This window comes from Ruegeria sp. AD9 (assembly GCF_056542305.1).
In genome coordinates this window covers 1-20,316 of sequence record NZ_JBQFZP010000007.1, presented here as the reverse complement: position 1 = coordinate 20,316, position 20,316 = coordinate 1, and the positions used below count along the sequence as shown (strand labels likewise).

Genomic DNA, 20,316 nt, shown 5'->3' with positions numbered 1-20,316 from the left:
ATGGCGGCCAATTGACGTAAGGGTGAAAAAATGAAAACCTTTTTTGGGACTGGTTCCGGGTCAGATTTTGGAAAGATCGTCGCAATGGATCGCTTTGACAGTGGGCGCAGCCTTACGCCGATCCGCCAGGCCGAAGCGTATTGGACTGCATTGCTGAGAGGTGACGGTGTTCCGATGCGGTCCCAGGTTGACCCGCGCGGGCTGGAAAACATACTCGAATATACTTTCATTCTTGAACGGATCGCCCCTGGTCTGGCTCGGTTTCGCCTTGCCGGAAGTCACCTGAACGGGCTTGCGGGGATGGAGGTTCGTGGCATGCCTGTGACGTCCTTTTTTCAGCCCGATGACCGCGCCAGGATTAAGGATGTTCTGGAGCAGGTATTTGTAACACCCGCCGTTGCCGAACTGGGTCTGGATTCGAGCGGGATACTTGGGCGTACCCGGATGCAGGCCTGCATGATCCTTTTGCCGCTCAAAAGTGATCTGGGCGACGTCAGCCGGGTTCTGGGGGTCATGGTCGCGGATGGAGCGATTGGTAAAACCCCACGCAGATTTTCGATTACGGATACGCGGATCAAATCGTTTTCGGAAATTCAGGCACCGGTTCCTGCTGCGCCTAAAACCGTTGACGGTTTTGCCGAAGACCAAACGGATTTCAAACGCGCGGCCAAACACCTTCGTCTGGTCGTGTCGCGCGATGACTGAACCAGTCTGAACACCCGGAACAAAAAACAGCGGACCGATGGCCCGCTGTTTTTCTTTCTTTTCGAACGCTTAACTTGCGGCGCGTTTTGACCCGTTGCGGCGCAGGTTGGTCAGTTCTTCCGCCACAAGGAACGCCAGTTCCAGCGACTGAGACGCGTTCAGGCGCGGGTCGCAAGCGGTGTGGTAGCGATCCGACAGATCCTCTTCGGTTACAGCACGCACACCACCGGTGCATTCGGTAACGTCGAGACCGGTCATCTCGAAATGGACACCGCCGGGGATCGTGCCCTCAGACTGATGCACGCCAAAGAAATCGTGTACCTCACGCAGGACAGAATCGAACGGACGGGTTTTGTAGCCCGTGGCCGACTTGATGGTGTTGCCGTGCATCGGGTCGCAGACCCAAGTGACCTTGGCGCCTTCTTCCTTCACGGCCTTGACCAGACGCGGAAGGTGTTCACCCGCCTTGCCCGCGCCAAAGCGCGCGATCAGAGTCAGGCGGCCCTCTTCATTTTCAGGGTTCAGCTTCGACATGAGAACCTTGAGGTCTTCTGCCGTCGTCGTCGGACCACATTTCAACCCAATCGGGTTCAGAACGCCACGACAGAACTCGACATGTGCACCATCAGGCTGTCGCGTACGGTCGCCGATCCAGATCATGTGACCAGACCCGGCCAGCCAGTTGCCCGAGGTCGAATCCAGACGGGTCAGCGCCTCTTCGTACTCCAGCAACAGACCTTCGTGACTGGTGTAGAATTCAACAGTCGAGAATTCGTGTGTCGTGTCTGCCGTGATACCGGCCGCTTCCATGAAGTCGATGGTGTCCTGAATGCGATCTGCCACCTCAGAGTACTTCTGAACATCCTGTTCGTCGGTAAAGCCCAGAGTCCACGAATGGACGCGGCTCATGTCGGCGAAGCCACCAGTTGAGAAGGCACGCAGCAGGTTCAACGTGGCCGCCGCCTGCGTGTAGGCCTGCAACATCTTTTCGGGATTCGGAATCCGCGCTTCGGGCGTGAACGCCAGTTCGTTGATGATGTCACCGCGGTAGCTGGGCAGCTCGACACCTTCCACAACCTCGGTCGGGGCGCTGCGTGGCTTTGCAAATTGGCCGGCCATACGACCGACTTTAACCACCGGCACCTTGGCACCATAGGTAAGAACCATCGCCATTTGCAGCATCACCTTGAAGGTGTCACGGATCGCATCGGCGCTGAATTGTTCAAAGCTTTCAGCGCAATCCCCGCCTTGCAGAAGGAAGGCCTCGCCGCGACCGGCGGCACCAAGATGTTGCTTGAGGCGCCGCGCCTCACCGGCAAAGACTAGCGGGGGATACTGCGAAAGCTGGGCCTCGACCTTGGCCAATGCGGCCGCGTCGGTATAGTCTGGCATCTGAACCCGGGGCTTGTTGCGCCAGTTCGATTTTTGCCATTCGGTCATAGCTTTGATCTCCGCTGAAGTGTTCAGGTCGCCTCTATACAAAAAGCAATGAAGAGTGACCATATCCCATTTGCGCCTCTTGACGCCGCAAACAAGCTTTGATCATGGTGACTGCCAAATACGCTGCGGGATACCAGGTTTTCCTGCGCAGAATTAAGGACATTTTGTCATGCAAGTGCAACGCCAAGCAGTCACGGTCGAAAATGCTGGGGCCACGCCCCGCCATTTCGTTTTTGTCCTGTTGGACAATTTTTCGCTGCTGTCTTTTGCGTCAGCGCTCGACAGTCTGCGCATCGCAAATCGCATGGCGGACAAACAGCTTTATACATGGACACTTTCCGGTGAAGGCGGAAACTCGATTTCATGTTCGGCCGGGACCGAATTCAAGCTGGACCGTGATCTTGAGGAGTTGCAGCGCGACGATGTCGTTCTGATTTGCGGAGGCGTTGACGTACAGGCAGCCACCACCAAACGCATTCTGAACTGGTTACGACGCGAGGCACGGCGCGGATTGCGCATCGGCGGTCTGTGCACGGCTGCTTATACCCTGGCCAAGGCCGGGTTACTGGACAACAAGCGGGCGACGATACATTGGGAAAACTCAGACAGTTTCATCGAAGAATTCGATGAGGTCGAGTTGACGAAGGCTGTCTTTCAAATTGACGGCGGTCGTATGACAACGGCAGGGGGGACCTCGTCTATCGATCTGATGCTCAAGTTGATTGCAGACGATTTTGGCGAAGACCTGGCAAATGCGGTGGCGGACCAGATGATTTATTCGTCAATCCGGACAGATCAGGATACGCAACGTCTGTCGACACCGACGCGGATTGGGGTCCGGCACCCCAAGCTGAGTCAGGTCATTCTCATGATGGAAAAGAACATCGAAGAGCCGATCTCTCCTTCGATTCTGGCCAAGGAAGTCGGTATGTCGACTCGCCAGCTTGAGCGTCTGTTCCGGCGCTATCTCAGCCGCTCGCCCAAGCGGTACTATATGGAACTTCGCTTGCACAAGGCGCGGAACCTGCTGATGCAAACGGATATGAGCGTCATCAACGTAGCCCTGGCATGCGGCTTTGCCTCGCCCAGCCATTTCTCGAAATGCTACCGCGCACATTACAACACCACGCCCTATCGCGAACGCGGAGCGCAGAGCGGGCGGCTATCGGTGTAAGGTCACTCCGCCGGAGCCATTCTGTAAACTGCCCCCCGCCCAACCGAGATAAACCAGATCGACCCATCTGGCGCTTCGACGATATCGCGGACGCGCTCGGTTTCAGGGCTTCTGATCTGTTCGGCCTCGTGCATCGGCTGACCGTGAAGCCGTGCGATATAGTCAAATTTCAACGACCCTACGAAGATATCACCCTTCCATTGCGGCCATAGCTTGCCGGAATAAACCAGCAGACCGGACGGCGCTATGGAAGGATCCCAGTAGTAAACTGGCTGTTCCAGCCCTTCTTTAGCTGTACCGTCGCCGATTTTTTCACCCGAATAATGCGTGCCATATGAAATAACCGGCCAACCATAATTCCGCCCTGCACGGGGTTGGTTGATTTCATCGCCACCCCGCGCCCCGTGTTCCGAGATCCAAAGTCGGCCAAGCGCGTCCAAATCCGCGCCCTGCGGATTTCGATGGCCGTAAGACCATATTTCGGGTTCGATATTCGATTGCCCGACAAAGGGGTTATCCGCCGGAACTGTCCCATCGCGATTGATGCGAATGACCGAGCCCATGGGATTGGACCGATCCTGTGCATTCTCTGCCTGTCCCCGTTCGCCCAAGGTCACGAATAATGTCCCGTCCGGCTTTTCGACCACACGGCTGCCAAAATGGCGACCACCTTTACCACCTGGCGATGCCTCGAAAATTACTCGAAGGTTCTGAAGGTTTTTGCCAGTCTCGGAAAGGCGCGCAACCGCAACAGCAGTTCCTGCACCGTGGCCTTGCGGTTTTGCGAAGGTCAGAAAGACCTCTCGGCTTTGATTGAAATCGCGTGAGATCGTGACGTCCAACAATCCGCCTTGCCCCAAAGTCGCGACCTTTGGAACGCCTGAAACATCCTCCACTTGTCTATTTCGAACATACAGCAACCTTCCATCCCGTTCCGTGACGAGGAAGCTTTCATCGGGTAAAATGCCAATCGCCCATGGGGTCTCTAGCCCGCCAACCATTTCTTCCAGTTGGACAATCCCGGCTGAAACCGACAGCGTCTGGGCCGCGGCACTCAAGGCGCACAGTGAGAAAGAGAGAATCATCGCCGTTCTGAGCATTCTGGTCCCTTTCGGTGACAATCAGGGGTGAGTCCCAACAAAACAGATAGAATTTCAAACGAAAAAAACACGTTTGCGTTAGGACTTTTCTTTTCCGAACAGCTTGCCTAGGGTCGTCGCCAGAACGAATACGTTCACAACTGGGAGTAACCATATGAAAAAGCTGCTTACTGCAACTGCAGCAACTGCATTGCTGGCCGGCGCAGCCATGGCCGAAGATGTCAAACTGGGGATTTTGATCGGCTTTACCGGCCCGATTGAATCGCTTGCCCCCGCCATGGGATCGGGTGCCGAGCTGGCAATCGCCGAAGTCAACGAATCCGGCAAGTTCATGAACGGTGCCAGCGTGGCTGGTGTACGTGCTGATACCGGCTGTATAGACAATGGTCTGTCCACCTCGAACGGCGAGCGTATGATCGCTGACGGCGTTGCAGGCATCATCGGCGGCGACTGTTCGGGTGTAACCGGCGCGATCCTGCAGAACGTTGCCATTCCAAACGGCATGGTCATGATCTCGCCGTCGGCGACCTCGCCCGGCCTGTCGACCATGGAGGACAATGGCCTGTTCTTCCGCACCGCGCCGTCGGATGCGCGCGAAGGTCAAGTTATGGCTGATATCCTTAAGGATCGCGGCATCAACTCGATCGCGCTGACCTATACCAACAACGACTATGGCAAAGGCCTGGCCGATGCGATCCAGACGTCCTTCGAGGCAGTTGGCGGCGAAGTGACCATCGTTACGGCGCACGAAGACGGCAAGGCCGACTATTCGGCTGAAGTTGGCGCGCTGGCCTCGGCAGGTGGCGACATTCTGGTTGTCGCAGGTTATCTGGACCAGGGTGGTCTGGGCATCATCCAGTCGTCGCTGGACAGCGGTGCGTTTGACACCTTTGGTCTGCCCGGCGGCATGATCGGTGACTCGCTGCCCGCAAATGTCGGCCCCGACCTGAACGGCTCGTTCGGTCAGATCGCCGGGTCCGGTGGTGAAGGTGCAGAAAAGTACTTTGCACTGGCCGAAGCAGCCGGGTTTGACGGCTCGTCGCCCTATTCGCCCGAATCCTATGACGCGGCAGCGCTGTTCATGTTCGCCATGCAAGCCGCCGGTTCGACCAACCCGGCAGATTACGCGGGCAAAGTAATGGACGTCGCCAACGCACCGGGTGAAAAGATTTATCCGGGTGAACTGGCCAAAGGTCTGGAACTGCTGGCCGCCGGTCAGGACATCGATTATGTCGGCGCGTCCGGTGTCGAGTTGATCGGCCCCGGCGAAAGCGCAGGATCGTACCGCGAGATCGAAGTGACCGACGGCGAAAACAAGACCGTCAACTTCCGTTGATCCCGCATATCAAGCCATAAAATCAGACAGCCCGGGCCTTGTGTCCGGGCTGTTTCAATGACAAAAGGCTGCACCTCGTTTCACGGGGACAAGGCAAGGGGATACCATGATCGTCGTCGAGGACGTGCATAAGCATTTCGGCGGATTTCACGCGGTGGATGGGGCGTCGCTGGAAATCCAAAAAGGGTCGATCACCGGCCTGATCGGGCCCAACGGGGCCGGAAAAACCACTCTTTTCAACGTGATCGCCGGTGTTCTGCCTCCGACCAGCGGCAAGGTGGTCATGGATGGTGAAGATATCACCGGCCTTCCTCCGCATGAGCTGTTTCACAAGGGTTTGCTGCGCACGTTCCAGATCGCGCATGAATTCTCGTCGATGACCTGCCGCGAAAACCTGATGATGGTGCCCGGTGCGCAATCCGGTGAGGCGCTGTGGAATACCTGGTTCGGACGCAAGCGCATCGCTGATGAAGAGCGCGCGCTGAAAGCCAAGGCAGACGAGGTGCTGGAATTCCTGACCATCGAACATCTGGCCGATCACAAGGCCGGTCAGGTATCGGGCGGTCAAAAGAAACTTCTGGAACTTGGACGCACCATGATGGTGGACGCCAAGATCGTATTTCTGGACGAGGTCGGAGCTGGCGTGAACCGCACCCTGCTGATGACCATCGCTGATACGATCTTGCGCCTGAACAAAGAGCGTGGTTATACGTTCGTCGTTATCGAGCACGACATGGATTTCATCGGCAAGATCTGCGACCCGGTCATCTGCATGGCCGAAGGCAAGGTTTTGGCCGAGGGCACTCTAGATGAGATCAAGGCAAACGAGCACGTGATCGAAGCCTATCTTGGCACCGGCCTCAAAAACAAAGACAAGCTGGAGGCCCAGACATGACCGCTGGCATGAGCGACAACCCCTATCAGGACGACAAGGGCAACAAGGACGCATCAATTACCAACACGCAAGGTATCGGTACAATGACGCCTGCCCGTCGTAAAAGCGGTGCAACACACCGCGTTGAAGGCGGCCCGTTTCTGATCGGTGACACCATGACTGGCGGCTATGGCAAAGGCCCGGATATCCTGCACGACTGTACCATTGCCGTGGATAAGGGTGAGATCGCCGTTATCGTCGGCCCCAACGGTGCGGGCAAGTCAACGGCGATGAAAGCCGTGTTTGGGATGCTGGATGTGCGCGCGGGCTCAGTGCGTCTGGATGGCGAGGATATCACCAGCCTCACCCCACAAGACCGCGTGATCCGCGGTATGGGCTTTGTTCCTCAGACGTCGAACATTTTCACCTCGATGACTGTCGAGGAAAATCTGGAAATGGGTGCCTTCATTCGGCGCGACGATTTCTCGGACACGATGGAGCAGGTCTATGACCTGTTCCCGATCCTGCGCGACAAACGCAACCAGCCCGCCGGTGAGCTTTCTGGCGGTCAGCGCCAGCAGGTTGCCGTGGGTCGCGCGCTGATGACGCAACCCAAGGTCCTGATGCTGGACGAGCCCACCGCAGGTGTCTCACCCATCGTGATGGATGAGCTTTTTGACCGCATCATCGAGGTCGCACGCACTGGCCTGCCGATCCTGATGGTTGAACAAAACGCCCGCCAAGCACTTGAAATCGCTGACAAAGGATATGTTCTGGTTCAAGGTCGAAATGCCTATACCGGGACAGGTAAGGAATTGCTGGCTGATCCGGAAGTGCGGAAGAGTTTCTTGGGCGGGTGAGAATGAAGTACCTTGCCAAATTCCTTGCGGTTTCCACCTTCTTTTTTGTGCCCGGAAACGGGTTCGCAGAAATTCTGCGTTTGAAGGCGAACGGTGTCGAGATGCACTGTATCGCAAAACACGATTGCAACCCACCTCTTGATTGCGGTGGCGATGATTTCAATGACTGCAAACAACGCAAGGGGTATTGCAAAGACTCCTGAGCTTCGCATTTCAGCCTCTTAAGGCGGAAGATACTAACGATCAAAAACCGTATGGCATGTTCGCGTTTGCTGGTCATGAAAAGTTCGTTTTAACGGGCGCAAAGATTGCTCTGGAAAACCAACAGAACGTAGTTTTGGTTTTGCTGAAGGGTCAACCGCCTTTGGATGAATTTGAGAACTGGAACGTCATGTTGTCAGATAACGGACGAATTAGTGTTCACGTGAAACTTACGAGCGGCATACCGTCTGTGGCTTCTTATCGTGGCGCTTGTCAGGTGCCCAATTAATGGGCTTCCTCACTCTTCCCGTTGTTTTTTGAGCCAACGGGCTAAGACTGAGCATGTGTTTCGCCCACGCTCAAATTATTCCGCCATCCCAAGATTTCCACGCGTCGGCTGCAATCCGGTCACATTGTGCGTTTAGCGCCGGGCGCTGTGAAGGAAACGGTTTCCCGGACAAACAAATCTGATTCCGAGAAATCAAGCGAACCTTCTGAATGAAAAACTCTATTCAGGACCCAAAAATGAAAAAATGGATATGGGTGGCCGTCGCCACTTTGTGCACGACCGCTGCAATTGCGGAAGAACGCCACTTTGTCTGCGTCTCAGACCGCGACGGCAGTGAAGTGCGCCTCAAACGGGCGTCGGAAGGAGACAAGGGCATCATCGAAACCGCAAGTGTTTCTGGCGACGCGATGGTCTTCAAAGGCGTTGGCAACATGACGTTTGTCTATATCCAGGGCGATGAGGTCATGACCTTTGTTGTGAACTATGACGACATGACCTTTGATCTTTCGGTCAAAGGCCCCAACGCGGGGACTGATCGCGGCGCTTGTACTGAAACAAACGCCTGAGCCCCTTCCGACCATCTCGACCACGCACCGGAATTGACCGGTGCGTGACTGAGCCGGGCTTGATGTGGAAAGTCCGTCCTTCTTGAAAGCTTTTCTAGGGTTTTTTCGCTACCAGCAGGAAAATATGACGATAAACCGCGTGCAAAACATTGTGCCCGCGCAGACCGTTATGCCATAAGGTCGCACCCGGACAGTGAGAAGAAATAATGGACTTACTCAACGCGCTTGTTGCGCTTGCCAACTTTGTCATCGTGCCTGCGATTGCCTATGGCAGTCAGTTGGCATTGGGGGCGCTTGGCGTGACCCTGATCTACGGCATCCTGCGGTTTTCGAACTTTGCCCATGGTGACACCATGGCCTTTGGGGCGATGATCGCTGTGCTTGTCACCTGGGGCTTACAGGCCGCTGGTGTTAGCTTTGGGCCGTTGCCAACTGCCCTGCTCGCCCTGCCCTTTGCTATCCTTGGCTGCATCATGCTGGTGTTGGTTACAGACAGACTGGTCTACCGCTTTTACCGCGAACAAAAGGCCAAGCCGGTTATCCTTGTGATCGTTTCAATGGGTGTAATGTTCATCATGAACGGTCTGGTGCGCTTTATCATCGGGCCGGATGATCAAAAGTTCTCGGATGGTGCAAGATTCCTGATTTCCGCGCGTGACTTCAAGTCCATGACGGGCCTACAAGAGGGGCTGGCTATCAAGACCTCGCAAGGGATTACACTGATAGTGGCCGTTATTGCCGTGGCCTTGTTGTTCTGGTTCCTCAATAAAACACGAACCGGAAAATCGATGCGCGCCTATTCCGACAACGAGGATCTGGCGCTGTTGTCTGGTATCAACCCTGAACGTGTTGTGATGATCACCTGGATCATCGTAGCCGCCCTGGCGACCACAGCGGGTGTACTTTACGGGTTGGACAAGAGCTTTAAACCCTTCGTCTATTTCCAGCTTCTGCTGCCGATATTCGCTTCGGCCATCGTGGGTGGCCTTGGTAACCCACTGGGCGCAATTGCAGGCGGGTTCATCATCGCGTTTTCCGAGGTGACGATCACCTATGCCTGGAAAAAAGTACTGACCTATGTGGCCCCGGAAAACCTGGAGCCGTCCGGATTGGTTCAGCTCCTGTCCACCGATTACAAATTCGCTGTCAGCTTTGTCATCCTGCTGATTGTGCTTCTGTTTAAGCCCACGGGCCTGTTCAAGGGAAAAGCAGTATGACCGAATCTGTCAAAAACACTCTGCTTTTCATAGCGGTTGGCAGCCTCATTCTGCTGACCGGTTTCACGCAAAGCTGGAACACCGCCGTTCTGATTCTGAACATGGGGCTGATCTCGGCCATCATGGCGATCGGTGTGAACCTGCAATGGGGCTTTGCAGGCCTGTTTAACGTGGGGGTCATGGGCTTCGTCGCGCTGGGCGGTCTGGCCGTGGTGCTGGTTTCGACGGCGCCTACCCCGGGCGCCTGGGGCGCTGGCGGTTATGGTATCGTTCTGTCCTTACTACTGGGGGCTGCCACCGTGGTTGCAGCCGTACTGGTGGCAACAAAAATGCCCAAAGGCCGGGTGCAGACGCTCACAATAATCGCTGTCCTTATCGTCGGCTTTTTCCTCTACCGGGCCGTGTTCGACCCCAATGTTGCCGCGGTCGAGGCCATTGACCCGGCGATTGCCGGTAACATTGGTGGTCTGAACCTGCCCGTTCTGCTGGCCTGGCCTGCCGGAGGTCTGCTGGCAGCCGGGGCGGCATGGCTGATTGGCAAAACCGCGCTTGGGCTGCGGTCAGATTATCTGGCAATTGCCACGCTGGGTATCGCCGAGATTATCATCGCCGTCATGAAGAACGAGGATTGGCTGGCCCGCGGCGTGAAGAATGTCTATGGCATTCCGCGCCCCTCACCGGTTGTCGGGTACGAAGTTGAATTGCAGCAAGATCCGGCTTTTCTGGCCCGCGCCGAATGGCTGGGGCTGGATCCGGTCACTGCATCCACCCTCTCGGTGAAACTTGGGTATTCGCTGCTGTTCATGCTGGTTCTTCTGGCGTTACTCTGGATGGCGCAGATGGCGCTGAAAAGCCCGTGGGGTCGTATGATGCGCGCAATCCGCGACAATGAAGTCGCGGCCGAAGCCATGGGCAAGGACGTCACCCGTCGCCACTTGCAGATTTTCGTATTGGGGTCGGCCATTTGCGGAATCGCAGGCGCTATGATGACCACTCTGGACGGGCAGCTGACGCCAGGCACCTACAATCCGCTGCGTTTTACCTTTTTGGTTTGGGTCATGGTGATTGTTGGCGGTTCCGGCAACAACTTCGGAGCCGTACTTGGCGCGTTCCTGATCTGGTTCTTGTGGGTTCAGGTCGAGCCGATTGGCTTGTGGTTGATGAGTGTGATCACCGCTGGCTTGCCGGATGGCAGCACGCTGAAGTCACATCTTATTGATAGTGCCGCACATATGCGCCTGTTCACGATGGGCCTGATCCTGTTGATTGTTCTCAGATTCAGCCCAAGGGGTCTGATCCCCGAGAAATAGGTCAACGCCACGTTCCAATACGCAATACCGCGCCACTAATCTGGCGCGGTTTCTTGATTCTTAAGGTTTTTCTGAATAAACGGACCCACCACAGTGTTTTTGATTTGCAGCAGGTCCCTGGCACTCACACCCGCCTATACCGTTTTAATCAATCAACATGACGAGTAGACAAGAGTAGAAAATGAAAGCACCACATCTGAAATCACTCATTCTGTTTCCGGCTATTGCCGTTGCAGTATCCGCCTGCGTCCCCAGTCCCGAAGATCTTGAGACGACGCCGGTCAAAGTACAGACACCAAAAGGTGTCGTGACCTGTCAGCTATATCGTCAGGATCGCGTGACCTGGGACCGTGCAATCGACTTCCCGGCCACGAAGATGTCGGTTCCCGAGGCTGACGCCTATTGTCGTCAGGAAGGCCAACGCCGACTGAAGTAAACGCGACAGCGCCCTCAAAGGGCGCTGCGTTACTTACCTGTTGCGAAACAAACCGCCAAGGATACCGCGCACAATCCGGCGCCCGGTTGTACCTTTAAGCTCTTTGATCACCGCTTCGGTCATTGCCGTGGCGAAGGTGTCCTGCTTGCGCTCAACCCGGGATGAGGACCGACCGACCCGGCTGCCGGAGTATCTGCGGGCGGAAGAGTATTCGCGTTCGATCGGCGATTGCGCTTCGAGAACTTCGTCGGATTCCGCCCGTTCCGCTGCACTGGCCGCAGCTTGGGCTCGCGCCTGAAGAATCTCGAAGGCAGATTTTCGATCTACGCTCTTATCGTATTTCCCTGCCATCGCCGAGGCGGCAAGGATATCCCGGCGTTCGGCATCTGAAATTGGCCCCAGCTGAGATCCCGGTGGACGAATAAGCGTACGCTCGACCACGCCCGGAACGCCTTTCTTTTGCAGCATTGAGGTGACAGCTTCGCCAACGCCGACTTCGCGAATTGCCGTTTCCGTGTCGAAAGTCGGGTTTTCGCGATAGGTTTCAGCGGCCAGCCTCAGGTTCTTTCGGTCCCGCGCCGTGAATGCCCTTAGTGCGTGCTGTATACGGTTGCCCAGCTGTCCAAGAATATCTTCCGGGATGTCAGCAGGGCTCTGAGTGATAAAATATACCCCCACACCCTTTGAACGGATCAGGCGGGCGACCTGTTCAACCTTGTCCACCAGAACCTTAGGCGCATCGTCAAACAGCAGATGGGCCTCGTCAAAAAAGAACACCAGCTTTGGTTTTTCTGGGTCCCCAACCTCTGGCAACTCTTCGAACAGTTCGCTCAGCAGCCATAACAGGAACGTTGCATAAAGCCGTGGGGCAGCCATCAGCTGGTCGGACGCCAGTATGTTCACCATCCCCTGCCCGTTTTCGTCAGTTCGCATCAGATCGGCCAGATCCAGTGCAGGCTCGCCAAACAGCTTTGTACCACCCTGATTCTCGAGAACCAGCAGACGTCGCTGAATCGCCCCAATCGAGGACGTGGATACGTTGCCGTATCGCAATGACAGTTGCGCCCGATTCTCTCCGATCCAGACCAGCAGCGCCTGTAAGTCCTTGAGGTCCAGCAGCGGCATCCCTTCTTCGTCGGCCACGCGGAACGCGATATTCAGGATACCTTCCTGCGCCTCGCTCAACTCCAATAACCGCGACAGCAAAAGCGGACCCATTTCCGTCACTGTCGTACGCACCGGATGGCCCTGTTCACCGAACAGATCCCAGAATGTCACCGGGCAGGCAGAATAGGCAAAATCCTCGAACCCGATCCGACTGGCCCGGTCCTGAAAGGCCTGATTCAGTTTGTGGGTCTCGCTTCCGGGAAGGGCCACCCCAGACAGGTCCCCTTTCACATCCGAGAGGAATACCGGGACACCCGCCTGAGAAAAACCTTCTGCAAGAATCTGCAATGTCACGGTCTTGCCGGTACCAGTTGCCCCGGCAATCAATCCATGGCGGTTCGCATATTTCAACGTAAGTTCCTGCGGCTGAGCATAGTTTACACCGCCACCGCCCAAAAAGATATTCGTGCCCATTAACATTGCCTTATTGTTCACCGATCCGCCGCCAGCATACAAAGTTAACCTTTGACTGCGATAGTCTATTTGCCTTGCGTTGCGGGGCAAACTTCCTCCCTGTCGACTGGCCGTGCCTGCTGGCACGGCCCTTTTGGTTCGGCCCCTAGATTATTATTCTGGCGCATAGATTAAAAATTGAGGATAGCTGTTGACCCGTGTGCGCCCCTTCCGTAGGGTTTGCGCATAAATAAGTCGGCCAGTCCGACGGGGAGAAACTTATGGGGAAGGGAGCTGGTCGAACAGCTCCCTTTTTCTAATCTCCGAAGGTGCGGCTTCATCCCTCAGGCAAGAATCCGTTCACGTTCACAAAGGCTGCTCTGTTAGTGCCTGACACTGGTTCAGAAGAGTGTTAAACGAAGCAAAAAGATCAATCATCAACCCGAGGCATTCATGATCAAGAAAATCCTTTCGTTCAACACGGTCGCCGCCGTTCTGCTGTCCGGAGCAGCGTATGCACAAGACACAACCACAACCGCGCCAGACGCTGGTCTGGACCTAGGTCAGGAAGGACCCCGGGTCGGAGAACAGTTCGTAAAGGAAGAATTCGGCGATTGGGACGTATCCTGTATCAAGGCACAGGAAGGCGAGGATCCTTGTGCCATCGTTCAGGTTCTGGAAGGCAACAATGGTGATCCGATCGCAGAAGTATCGATCGGGAAACTGCCGGAAGGTGGTGCCGCCGTTGCTTGGGCAAACGTCATCGTACCCCTGGAAACACTGCTGCAAGCGCAACTGGCCCTGTCAATCGATGGCGCTCCGCGTAAATTGTACAACTATCACCAATGCGTTCCCGTGGGCTGCATCGCGCAATTAGGTCTTAGCCAAGGGGATATCGATGCGATGAAAGCTGGCACTAAAGCGACGTTTTCGCTGGTTCCAGCCCGTTTCCCGGATCAGGTTCTTGAAATGGACATGTCGCTCTCCGGCTTCACATCGGGCTTTGACGCTCTGAACGTCAACACAAACTAAGAAAAAAACATCCGTGGAAGCCGCCGTATTAGTAACGGCGGCTTTTTCACTAAACCCGCTTCAGGGCCAGTACGGCATTTAACCCACCAAAGGCGAATGCGTTGCTGAGAGCGACGTCGACCTTTGCCTCGCGCGCTTCGTTCGGTACGACGTCCAACGCGCATTCCGGGTCCGGTTCCTCATATCCGATCGTCGGTGCAATGACACCGTCCCGCAGCGCCATGATACAGGCCAGCAGCTCAACCGCGCCGGTCCCGCCAATCAGATGACCGTGCATGGATTTCGTGGACGAGATCATCAGATCGTCGGCGTGTGGGCCAAATACGTCGGCCACAGCTGCGCATTCGGTTTTGTCATTTGCAGCCGTTCCGGTGCCATGAGCGTTGATATAGCCCACATCTTTTGCGTTCAGCTTCGCATCGGCCAAAGCACCAGCCATGGCACGCGCGGCCCCTTGTTTGCTGGGCATCACAATGTCCGAGGCATCCGATGACATGGCAAAGCCGACAACTTCGCACAGAATTTCGGCACCTCGGGCCCGGGCGTGTTCGTATTCTTCAAAAACAAAGACACCTGCCCCTTCACCCTGCACCATTCCGTTGCGGTTGGCACTGAAAGGGCGACATGCGTCTTTCGACATCACGCGCAACCCTTCCCAGGCTTTGACACCGCCGAAACACAGCATGGATTCCGAGCCCCCCGTTACCATGACCGGAGCCGCGCCACTACGCACCATCTGAAAAGCCTGAGCCATCGCATGATTTGACGACGCACATGCTGTCGAGACCGTGAAACTTGGGCCCTTCAGGTTGTGTTCCATGGAAACGTGGCTTGCGGCAGCATTGTTCATGAGTTTTGGAACGACAAAGGGATGTACCCTGTTTTTGCCATCCTCATAAACCGAACGGTAATTGTCATCCCAAGTCGAAACACCACCGCCCGCAGTCCCCAGAACAACACCTGATCTGGCTGCAAGTTCGCCATGAAACTCGATACCCGACTGCTCAATCGCCTCTTTGGCTGCCGTCAGGGTGAATTGGGTGAAGCGGTCGTACAGCGACATCTGCTGTCGGTTGAACCGCCCTTCTGCCTCGAACCCCCGGACCTGTCCGCCGATCTTGATGGTCAACCGGTCGACATCCCGAAATTCCAGATCGGAAATACCACAACGACCTTCGCGCATGGCTTCCAGCGTGTCAGGGACCGAATGGCCCAGCGAATTGATCGTACCCGCTCCGGTTATGACAACGCGTTTCATGAGCGTTTGTCAGACCTTTTCCGACACAAGCTTTTCGATCCCAGAGATGATCGCAGCCACATTAGAGATATCAAAATCACTGGCCTCGGGTTCGTTGGCATTGAAAGGAATCGAAATGTCGAACTCTTCCTCGATGGCAAATATGCTTTCGACCAGTCCAAGGCTGTCGATACCCAGATCTTCCAGCGTGCTTTCGGGCATTACATCCGATGGCTCCAGAACGGCCTGCTCTGCAATGATCGCGATGACGCGGTCGCTGATGCTCATGTCGATCCCCTGATTATCAGTTTGAAGTTGATTTAATCGCTCGGGGTCTGTTTGAAAACAGCCTTTTTGAGTGCCTCGACGTCGCGGGCCATGCGGGGCAAGCGTCGTTGCGCCTTGTAGATATCCGTATGCGTTTCCATTTTGACGCCGGGATACCCCATGATCACGCGGCCGGCGGGAACATTGGACAGTATCTTGGTGCCGCCTCCGGCAATAACCCCGTCCCCGATGAATATGTTGTCGACAACGCCGGTCTGACCGCCCAGAACCACGTTGTTTCCAATCTCAACCGATCCCGACACACCAGTCTGACCGCACAGCAGGCAGTCCTGACCGACGCGAGTGTTGTGCCCGACATGGACCAGATTATCCAACTTGGATCCGTTGCCGATACAAGTGTTTCGGATCGTGCCATTATCGATTGTACAATTCGCGCCGACTTCGACGTCATCACCGATTTCCACCGCACCCAACGAATGAATGCGCAGCCAGCTCTGTGCTTTGGCCTCACCCTGATCGCCCATTGTCTTGCGTACATTTTCGACGCCCGAGACTTCGGGTGTTACGAAGCTAAACCCGTCCCCTCCGATCCGGGCACCGGGTTGCGCGATAAAGCGATCTCCGATCCGCGCCCGTGCGCCAATGCTGACCATTTCGCGCAACACCGCCTGGTCGCCCAATATGGCGTCCATTCCCACCACGCACTGTGCCCCTATGACAGAGCCTGCGCCGATCCGGGCGCGCGCGCCCACAACAACCAACGGACCAATCGCCACATCCCGACCGATTTCAGCGGTCGGGTCGATCACGGCCGAGGGGTGAATCCCGGGTTCAACTCCCTGCCCCCGATCCAGCATGGCCGTGATGCCAGCCATGGCCATTCGGGGACGTTTGACAAAGATCGCGGCACGCAGTCCCATCGCCTGCCAGTCGGCCCCTTCCCAAAGGACAGCCGCACGTGCGGCTCCGTTGGCAAGCGCCTCGGCATATTTCGGAGACATAGCCATCGCCAAATCTGTCGGACCTGCGTCGCCCGGTTCGGCGGCGCGCACGATCGTCAGGCCGCCATCGCCCTGACATTCTGCCCCCAGAGACTCGGCGATCTGTTGTATGGTAAACTGCATGGCGGGCTTCCTTTTGGCAGGATTTGCCCTGTGCTTACCCCTGAACGTCCGGCAGGGCCACCCCTGCCTTTTGCAAGGCTTCCCAAATCTTGCCGTCCCGCCCATAAACATCGCGGCGATACTGCACTTCGCCTTTGGGGCCGATATAGGCCGTGCGATAAATCAGATGCACCGGAACTTTCTGCTCCAGATTGACTTTGGTTTCTTTTCCGGTGTTCAGAACGCGATGGAAGAATGCCTTTGGATCTTCCTCCTGTTTGGCCAGCAAGGCGTAAGCAAATTCAAAGGGCTGGGCCAAGCGGATACACCCATGTGAAAAGGCCCGAACCTCACGCGAGAACAGGTTTTTCTGTGGAGTATCATGCAGATAGATGTTGTGCTTATTGGGGAACATGAACTTCACCAGACCCAGCGCATTGCTTTGGCTGGGCGGTTGGCGCATTGCGAAAGGAAAATTTCTGGTCGTAAACTGGGTAAAATCCACCGCACTCCGATCGACTTGCCTGCCGCTTCTGTCAGTTATCAGAATATGGCCCACGGCATTCGGGTTTGATTGCAGCTTCGGCAGGTATTCCTTGGTCACGATCGAGCGGGGAACATGCCAACTTGGGTTAATCACCATATGCTCCATCTCATCCGAAAACTCTGGACTTCTGCGATCATGAGCATTTTTACCGATGACTGCGCGGGTTTCAAAAGTGATTTGCCCGTCGTCCACGATCTTGGCTGAGAAATCGGCTTGGTTCACAAGGATATGACGCGTACCTCGTTCCCGAGGCAGCCAGCGTTCGCGTTCCAACGCAACGTAAACGGCTTTCAACCGGTCTGTGGCTGGACGGTTAATCTCGGCAATCGTCCCCTTGCCCGCCACGCCATCGGGTTCAAGCCCATGCGCTGTTTGAAAGGTGCGTACACCTTCCAACAACGCGTTGTCGAAAGACGGGCTGGCGGATGGTTTCATGTAACCCATCACCACCAGACGGTCGCGCAACTTGACGACATTCGGTCCGGTATCACCGTATTCCAGCTTGTTTTCGGGCACCGTTGGCCCCCATCCGCCCTGGAACACCAGTTTTTCCAGAACCAGCTTCTGCTTCATCAGCGCCCGGTATTGATGTGTTTGCGGTGACAGGGCTGCAAAGTAGGCCGCGCCCTGCGTGTTTATTCCCTGCAAATGCTCGGCCGCGCTGCGACGTTCTACGGATCGAACCAGCCCCTCATCGACACTGCCAGGCCTGATTACGCCTGCGTAAAGCGCGTCGGCATATTTGACAAAGATACGGCTCAGCTCTGCTTCAACAGCACCGAGATCGCGCACCGAACGGGCCTTTTCCATCTTCTCCATCACGGCGGCAACAGTTGGCTCGGCCTGTGGCAGGCCATGCAGATGCGCATTCGTAAGCGCATTGATCAGCGCCGCCCGGCGCCGTGTGTGTTCGGGCGTATCACCCACCCAAACTGGCGAAAACCCGTTCGCCCGGTAGAATTCGACCAATTGCGGCGCCTGCGGCGTATGTTCAGCAATCGCCATCTGAAACGCAGTCCCTGGCACCGCTTCAGGCGACGTATTGGCGACAGATGCAGTAGCCACGAAACACGCGGCAAACAGGATGCTGGTACTGGTGCGGAGAACGGAAAGCATAGGATGGCCTTGAAATTCAATAGCTTGAACTGGTGATTGATACGTCGCACGATTATGCAGTCGCGTCAGAACGCTTGTCCACTCACGAAATCCTTACCAATTCGCTTCTTCGTGGGCCTGATGCGCGTTTGCATCGGCAGGGTGACCCAAAGCCCACAACTGCGAAATTTTCGTGATTCGCTGTGACATATGCGCAAAAAACTGCCGAAAATTCCCCCTTGAAAAGGTGCAATTGAAACACTTCTTGGCCGTCGATTCCGATTGTGCCATACATTCCGCATCTGGGATGGGAATAATTAAGACAGTGCACGTAACATCGTGTGCAGGCAGGAACAGTACGGGACGAAACTAAAATGACAGAGAGCAGTTCCTCGGGCTTGACCCGGCGTGCCCTATTGGGAGCGTTTGCAGCAACGGCAGTCGTAGCAGCACCCACCTACTCCAACGCAGCAGGCTTTTTACGCGGTGGCGGCGATATTCGTCGCATTCGTATGTATTCCGGTCGCACTGGCGAACGGTTGGATATGATCTATTGGGTCGATGGTAAGTATATCAAGGACGCTGTCAAAGAAGTGAACAACTTCATGCGTGATTGGCGCACAGATCAGGTAAAATCCATCGATTTGCGCACGATTGATATCATGGCGGCATCACACAACCTGCTGGATGTCAACGAACCCTATATGCTTTTGTCAGGCTATCGCTCTCCTCAGACCAACGCAATGCTGCGCTCCCGGTCGCGCCGTGTGGCGCGCAATTCGCTTCATATGGAAGGGCAAGCAGCTGATCTGCGCCTTGCCTCCCGCTCGGTTTCACAGATGGCCAAGGCAGCGATGTCGTGCCGCGCAGGCGGAGTTGGTCAGTATTATGGATCGAACTTCGTACACATGGATTGTGGCGTGGTTCGCACCTGGCGCGGGTAACACCCGGACGCTTTTGGTCTGTTCAGAACTTATACTGACTGTATCTTCCGGTCGGTTTTCTAGTAGTCGTAGCGATTGGCGGCAGAGCCGCCAAGTCTGCTAATTTGCTATTCTCGGCACCTGACAGAATATCTCTCCCTCAAGCACTGCAACTCAGCTATGATTATTAGCTTGCGAGCCGTTGCAATGACTGCACAATCAATGCGCTAAGCAAGCCAAATGACAAGCCCACTGTTCAGGGCTTCCGAATTCAATCCGACGTTGAATACAGGGTGGCGCACCTTAGAGGATTACTCTTCTATTCTTGCAGTATTATTTCTAATATTTTTCAGTCACTTAAATCAATGCAAAAATATCTTGTGTCACTCTTTGTGTCACCTTCATTTGGTAAATAAACACACGACCCAACAATCTCTTGGTTTTCCAAACGACTTGCATTGCCCCGGTCATGTGTCTTTTGGCTTAACGAACTCAACAATTGTCACTGGTATCGGAACTGCTTCTCTCGGCCTCTGCCCTTCCGGCGTTTCTTTTCTGGTCAACTTGTCACACTCAGCGCTCGCTGCTTCGATAGCCTCGATCACATGAGCAGCCTCATCTGACTGGTCCGATTTGATTGTTAGTGCATCATCGGCCTGTGATCCATCGGGATGATGGTTTCGGGCGCTGGCGGGCGATAGCCCTGTGCACTGTGGGGGCGTTTTGTGTTGTAGTGTCTCCTCCATTGTTCGATCAGAATTTGAGCTTCGCGCAGGCTGTAGAAGACTTCACCGTTGAGTAGCTCATCCCTGAACCTGCCATTGAAACTTTCACAGTATCCGTTCTCCCACGGGCTCCCAGGTTCAATGTAAGCCGTCTGGGCGCCAACTGCGGCGATCCAGTCTCGGACGGCCTGGGCGATAAATTCTGGCCCATAACACCTTCGGAATGATGTTAATGCAGAGGCTATGATTTCCTGCGCAGCCCTCAAATAGCGCAGCAGGTGATCATAGCCGGTTCTCA

19 protein-coding genes are annotated in these 20,316 nt (G+C 55.4%); 11 read left to right on the top strand and 8 right to left on the bottom strand.

Annotated elements, in window-relative coordinates:
* The first annotated feature begins 30 nt into the window (after positions 1–30).
* On the top strand, positions 31–705 hold the full coding sequence (locus ACR0AM_RS11955; RefSeq protein WP_480623017.1) for a PAS domain-containing protein: 675 nt from the start codon (positions 31–33) through the stop codon (positions 703–705).
* A 69-nt stretch (positions 706–774) separates the two neighbouring features.
* Here ACR0AM_RS11955 and ACR0AM_RS11950 read toward each other — a convergent pair whose 3' ends face one another.
* A complete protein-coding gene (locus ACR0AM_RS11950) occupies positions 775–2,145 on the bottom strand; it encodes a class II 3-deoxy-7-phosphoheptulonate synthase (RefSeq protein WP_480623016.1) in 1,371 nt (456 codons plus the stop codon).
* Positions 2,146–2,314: 169 nt separating this feature from the next.
* Between ACR0AM_RS11950 and ACR0AM_RS11945 the strand changes: the two genes are divergently transcribed.
* Positions 2,315–3,319 carry a GlxA family transcriptional regulator gene (locus ACR0AM_RS11945; RefSeq protein ID WP_480472786.1) on the top strand — a complete coding sequence of 335 codons (1,005 nt, stop codon included), beginning with the start codon at positions 2,315–2,317 and terminating at the stop codon, positions 3,317–3,319.
* 2 nt (positions 3,320–3,321) lie between these two features.
* Here the strand turns inward: ACR0AM_RS11945 and ACR0AM_RS11940 are convergent, their stop codons facing one another.
* Positions 3,322–4,419 (bottom strand): PQQ-dependent sugar dehydrogenase, encoded by a 1,098-nt coding sequence (locus ACR0AM_RS11940; RefSeq protein WP_480623015.1) that lies wholly within the window; start codon positions 4,417–4,419, stop codon positions 3,322–3,324.
* A 154-nt stretch (positions 4,420–4,573) separates the two neighbouring features.
* Between ACR0AM_RS11940 and ACR0AM_RS11935 the strand changes: the two genes are divergently transcribed.
* From ACR0AM_RS11935 to ACR0AM_RS11905, 7 genes are all read left to right on the top strand, one after another.
* A complete protein-coding gene (locus ACR0AM_RS11935; RefSeq protein WP_209503916.1) occupies positions 4,574–5,755 on the top strand; it encodes an ABC transporter substrate-binding protein in 1,182 nt (393 codons plus the stop codon).
* A gap of 106 nt (positions 5,756–5,861) precedes the next feature.
* Positions 5,862–6,650 carry an ABC transporter ATP-binding protein gene (locus tag ACR0AM_RS11930; protein WP_209596275.1) on the top strand — a complete coding sequence of 263 codons (789 nt, stop codon included), beginning with the start codon at positions 5,862–5,864 and terminating at the stop codon, positions 6,648–6,650.
* An 8-nt stretch (positions 6,651–6,658) separates the two neighbouring features.
* Positions 6,659–7,489, top strand: coding sequence for an ABC transporter ATP-binding protein (locus ACR0AM_RS11925; RefSeq protein WP_480476739.1), 831 nt, complete (start codon positions 6,659–6,661; stop codon positions 7,487–7,489).
* 726 nt (positions 7,490–8,215) lie between these two features.
* Entirely contained in the window at positions 8,216–8,545 is a 330-nt protein-coding gene (locus ACR0AM_RS11920; protein ID WP_480623014.1) for a hypothetical protein, read from the top strand.
* 206 nt (positions 8,546–8,751) lie between these two features.
* A complete protein-coding gene (locus ACR0AM_RS11915) occupies positions 8,752–9,762 on the top strand; it encodes a branched-chain amino acid ABC transporter permease (RefSeq protein ID WP_480517044.1) in 1,011 nt (336 codons plus the stop codon).
* Positions 9,759–11,072: a branched-chain amino acid ABC transporter permease gene (locus ACR0AM_RS11910; protein WP_480623013.1), complete on the top strand. Its 1,314-nt coding sequence runs from the start codon at positions 9,759–9,761 to the stop codon at positions 11,070–11,072. The genes ACR0AM_RS11915 and ACR0AM_RS11910 overlap by 4 nt, the downstream gene beginning before the upstream one ends.
* Positions 11,073–11,253: 181 nt before the next feature.
* Positions 11,254–11,508 (top strand): hypothetical protein, encoded by a 255-nt coding sequence (locus ACR0AM_RS11905; RefSeq protein WP_209503910.1) that lies wholly within the window; start codon positions 11,254–11,256, stop codon positions 11,506–11,508.
* 33 nt (positions 11,509–11,541) lie between these two features.
* Here ACR0AM_RS11905 and ACR0AM_RS11900 read toward each other — a convergent pair whose 3' ends face one another.
* Positions 11,542–13,089 carry a helicase HerA-like domain-containing protein gene (locus tag ACR0AM_RS11900; protein WP_480623012.1) on the bottom strand — a complete coding sequence of 516 codons (1,548 nt, stop codon included), beginning with the start codon at positions 13,087–13,089 and terminating at the stop codon, positions 11,542–11,544.
* Positions 13,090–13,521: 432 nt separating this feature from the next.
* Between ACR0AM_RS11900 and ACR0AM_RS11895 the strand changes: the two genes are divergently transcribed.
* On the top strand, positions 13,522–14,100 hold the full coding sequence (locus ACR0AM_RS11895; protein WP_480623011.1) for an invasion associated locus B family protein: 579 nt from the start codon (positions 13,522–13,524) through the stop codon (positions 14,098–14,100).
* 49 nt (positions 14,101–14,149) lie between these two features.
* Here ACR0AM_RS11895 and ACR0AM_RS11890 read toward each other — a convergent pair whose 3' ends face one another.
* From ACR0AM_RS11890 to ACR0AM_RS11875, 4 genes are read right to left on the bottom strand one after another with little or no spacing between them, the layout of a single operon-like run.
* Entirely contained in the window at positions 14,150–15,358 is a 1,209-nt protein-coding gene (locus ACR0AM_RS11890; protein ID WP_480623010.1) for a beta-ketoacyl-[acyl-carrier-protein] synthase family protein, read from the bottom strand.
* A gap of 9 nt (positions 15,359–15,367) precedes the next feature.
* Positions 15,368–15,625: an acyl carrier protein gene (locus ACR0AM_RS11885; protein WP_480623009.1), complete on the bottom strand. Its 258-nt coding sequence runs from the start codon at positions 15,623–15,625 to the stop codon at positions 15,368–15,370.
* A gap of 32 nt (positions 15,626–15,657) precedes the next feature.
* Positions 15,658–16,749 (bottom strand): UDP-3-O-(3-hydroxymyristoyl)glucosamine N-acyltransferase, encoded by a 1,092-nt coding sequence (locus ACR0AM_RS11880; protein ID WP_480472809.1) that lies wholly within the window; start codon positions 16,747–16,749, stop codon positions 15,658–15,660.
* A gap of 34 nt (positions 16,750–16,783) precedes the next feature.
* Complete coding sequence (locus ACR0AM_RS11875) at positions 16,784–18,391, bottom strand: L,D-transpeptidase family protein (protein WP_480623008.1); 1,608 nt, start codon at positions 18,389–18,391, stop codon at positions 16,784–16,786.
* Between the two features lie 353 nt (positions 18,392–18,744).
* On the opposite strand from ACR0AM_RS11875, the gene mepK reads away from it, so the two are divergent.
* A complete protein-coding gene (gene mepK, locus ACR0AM_RS11870) occupies positions 18,745–19,314 on the top strand; it encodes a peptidoglycan L,D-endopeptidase MepK (RefSeq protein WP_480472813.1) in 570 nt (189 codons plus the stop codon).
* A gap of 619 nt (positions 19,315–19,933) precedes the next feature.
* Here the strand turns inward: mepK and ACR0AM_RS11865 are convergent.
* Positions 19,934–20,316, bottom strand: a 383-nt coding sequence (locus tag ACR0AM_RS11865) for an integrase core domain-containing protein (protein WP_480623007.1), incomplete at its 5' end; no start/stop codon positions are given.

What these genes read in the sequence shown, in the direction of transcription:
- ACR0AM_RS11955 (WP_480623017.1), top strand. Translation starts at nt 31, where the DNA reads ATGAAAACCTTTTTTGGGACTGGTTCCGGGTCAGATTTTGGAAAGATC.
- ACR0AM_RS11950 (WP_480623016.1), bottom strand. Translation starts at nt 2,145, where the DNA reads ATGACCGAATGGCAAAAATCGAACTGGCGCAACAAGCCCCGGGTTCAG.
- ACR0AM_RS11945 (WP_480472786.1), top strand. Translation starts at nt 2,315, where the DNA reads ATGCAAGTGCAACGCCAAGCAGTCACGGTCGAAAATGCTGGGGCCACG.
- ACR0AM_RS11940 (WP_480623015.1), bottom strand. Translation starts at nt 4,419, where the DNA reads ATGCTCAGAACGGCGATGATTCTCTCTTTCTCACTGTGCGCCTTGAGT.
- ACR0AM_RS11935 (WP_209503916.1), top strand. Translation starts at nt 4,574, where the DNA reads ATGAAAAAGCTGCTTACTGCAACTGCAGCAACTGCATTGCTGGCCGGC.
- ACR0AM_RS11930 (WP_209596275.1), top strand. Translation starts at nt 5,862, where the DNA reads ATGATCGTCGTCGAGGACGTGCATAAGCATTTCGGCGGATTTCACGCG.
- ACR0AM_RS11925 (WP_480476739.1), top strand. Translation starts at nt 6,659, where the DNA reads ATGAGCGACAACCCCTATCAGGACGACAAGGGCAACAAGGACGCATCA.
- ACR0AM_RS11920 (WP_480623014.1), top strand. Translation starts at nt 8,216, where the DNA reads ATGAAAAAATGGATATGGGTGGCCGTCGCCACTTTGTGCACGACCGCT.
- ACR0AM_RS11915 (WP_480517044.1), top strand. Translation starts at nt 8,752, where the DNA reads ATGGACTTACTCAACGCGCTTGTTGCGCTTGCCAACTTTGTCATCGTG.
- ACR0AM_RS11910 (WP_480623013.1), top strand. Translation starts at nt 9,759, where the DNA reads ATGACCGAATCTGTCAAAAACACTCTGCTTTTCATAGCGGTTGGCAGC.
- ACR0AM_RS11905 (WP_209503910.1), top strand. Translation starts at nt 11,254, where the DNA reads ATGAAAGCACCACATCTGAAATCACTCATTCTGTTTCCGGCTATTGCC.
- ACR0AM_RS11900 (WP_480623012.1), bottom strand. Translation starts at nt 13,089, where the DNA reads ATGGGCACGAATATCTTTTTGGGCGGTGGCGGTGTAAACTATGCTCAG.
- ACR0AM_RS11895 (WP_480623011.1), top strand. Translation starts at nt 13,522, where the DNA reads ATGATCAAGAAAATCCTTTCGTTCAACACGGTCGCCGCCGTTCTGCTG.
- ACR0AM_RS11890 (WP_480623010.1), bottom strand. Translation starts at nt 15,358, where the DNA reads ATGAAACGCGTTGTCATAACCGGAGCGGGTACGATCAATTCGCTGGGC.
- ACR0AM_RS11885 (WP_480623009.1), bottom strand. Translation starts at nt 15,625, where the DNA reads ATGAGCATCAGCGACCGCGTCATCGCGATCATTGCAGAGCAGGCCGTT.
- ACR0AM_RS11880 (WP_480472809.1), bottom strand. Translation starts at nt 16,749, where the DNA reads ATGCAGTTTACCATACAACAGATCGCCGAGTCTCTGGGGGCAGAATGT.
- ACR0AM_RS11875 (WP_480623008.1), bottom strand. Translation starts at nt 18,391, where the DNA reads ATGCTTTCCGTTCTCCGCACCAGTACCAGCATCCTGTTTGCCGCGTGT.
- mepK (WP_480472813.1), top strand. Translation starts at nt 18,745, where the DNA reads ATGACAGAGAGCAGTTCCTCGGGCTTGACCCGGCGTGCCCTATTGGGA.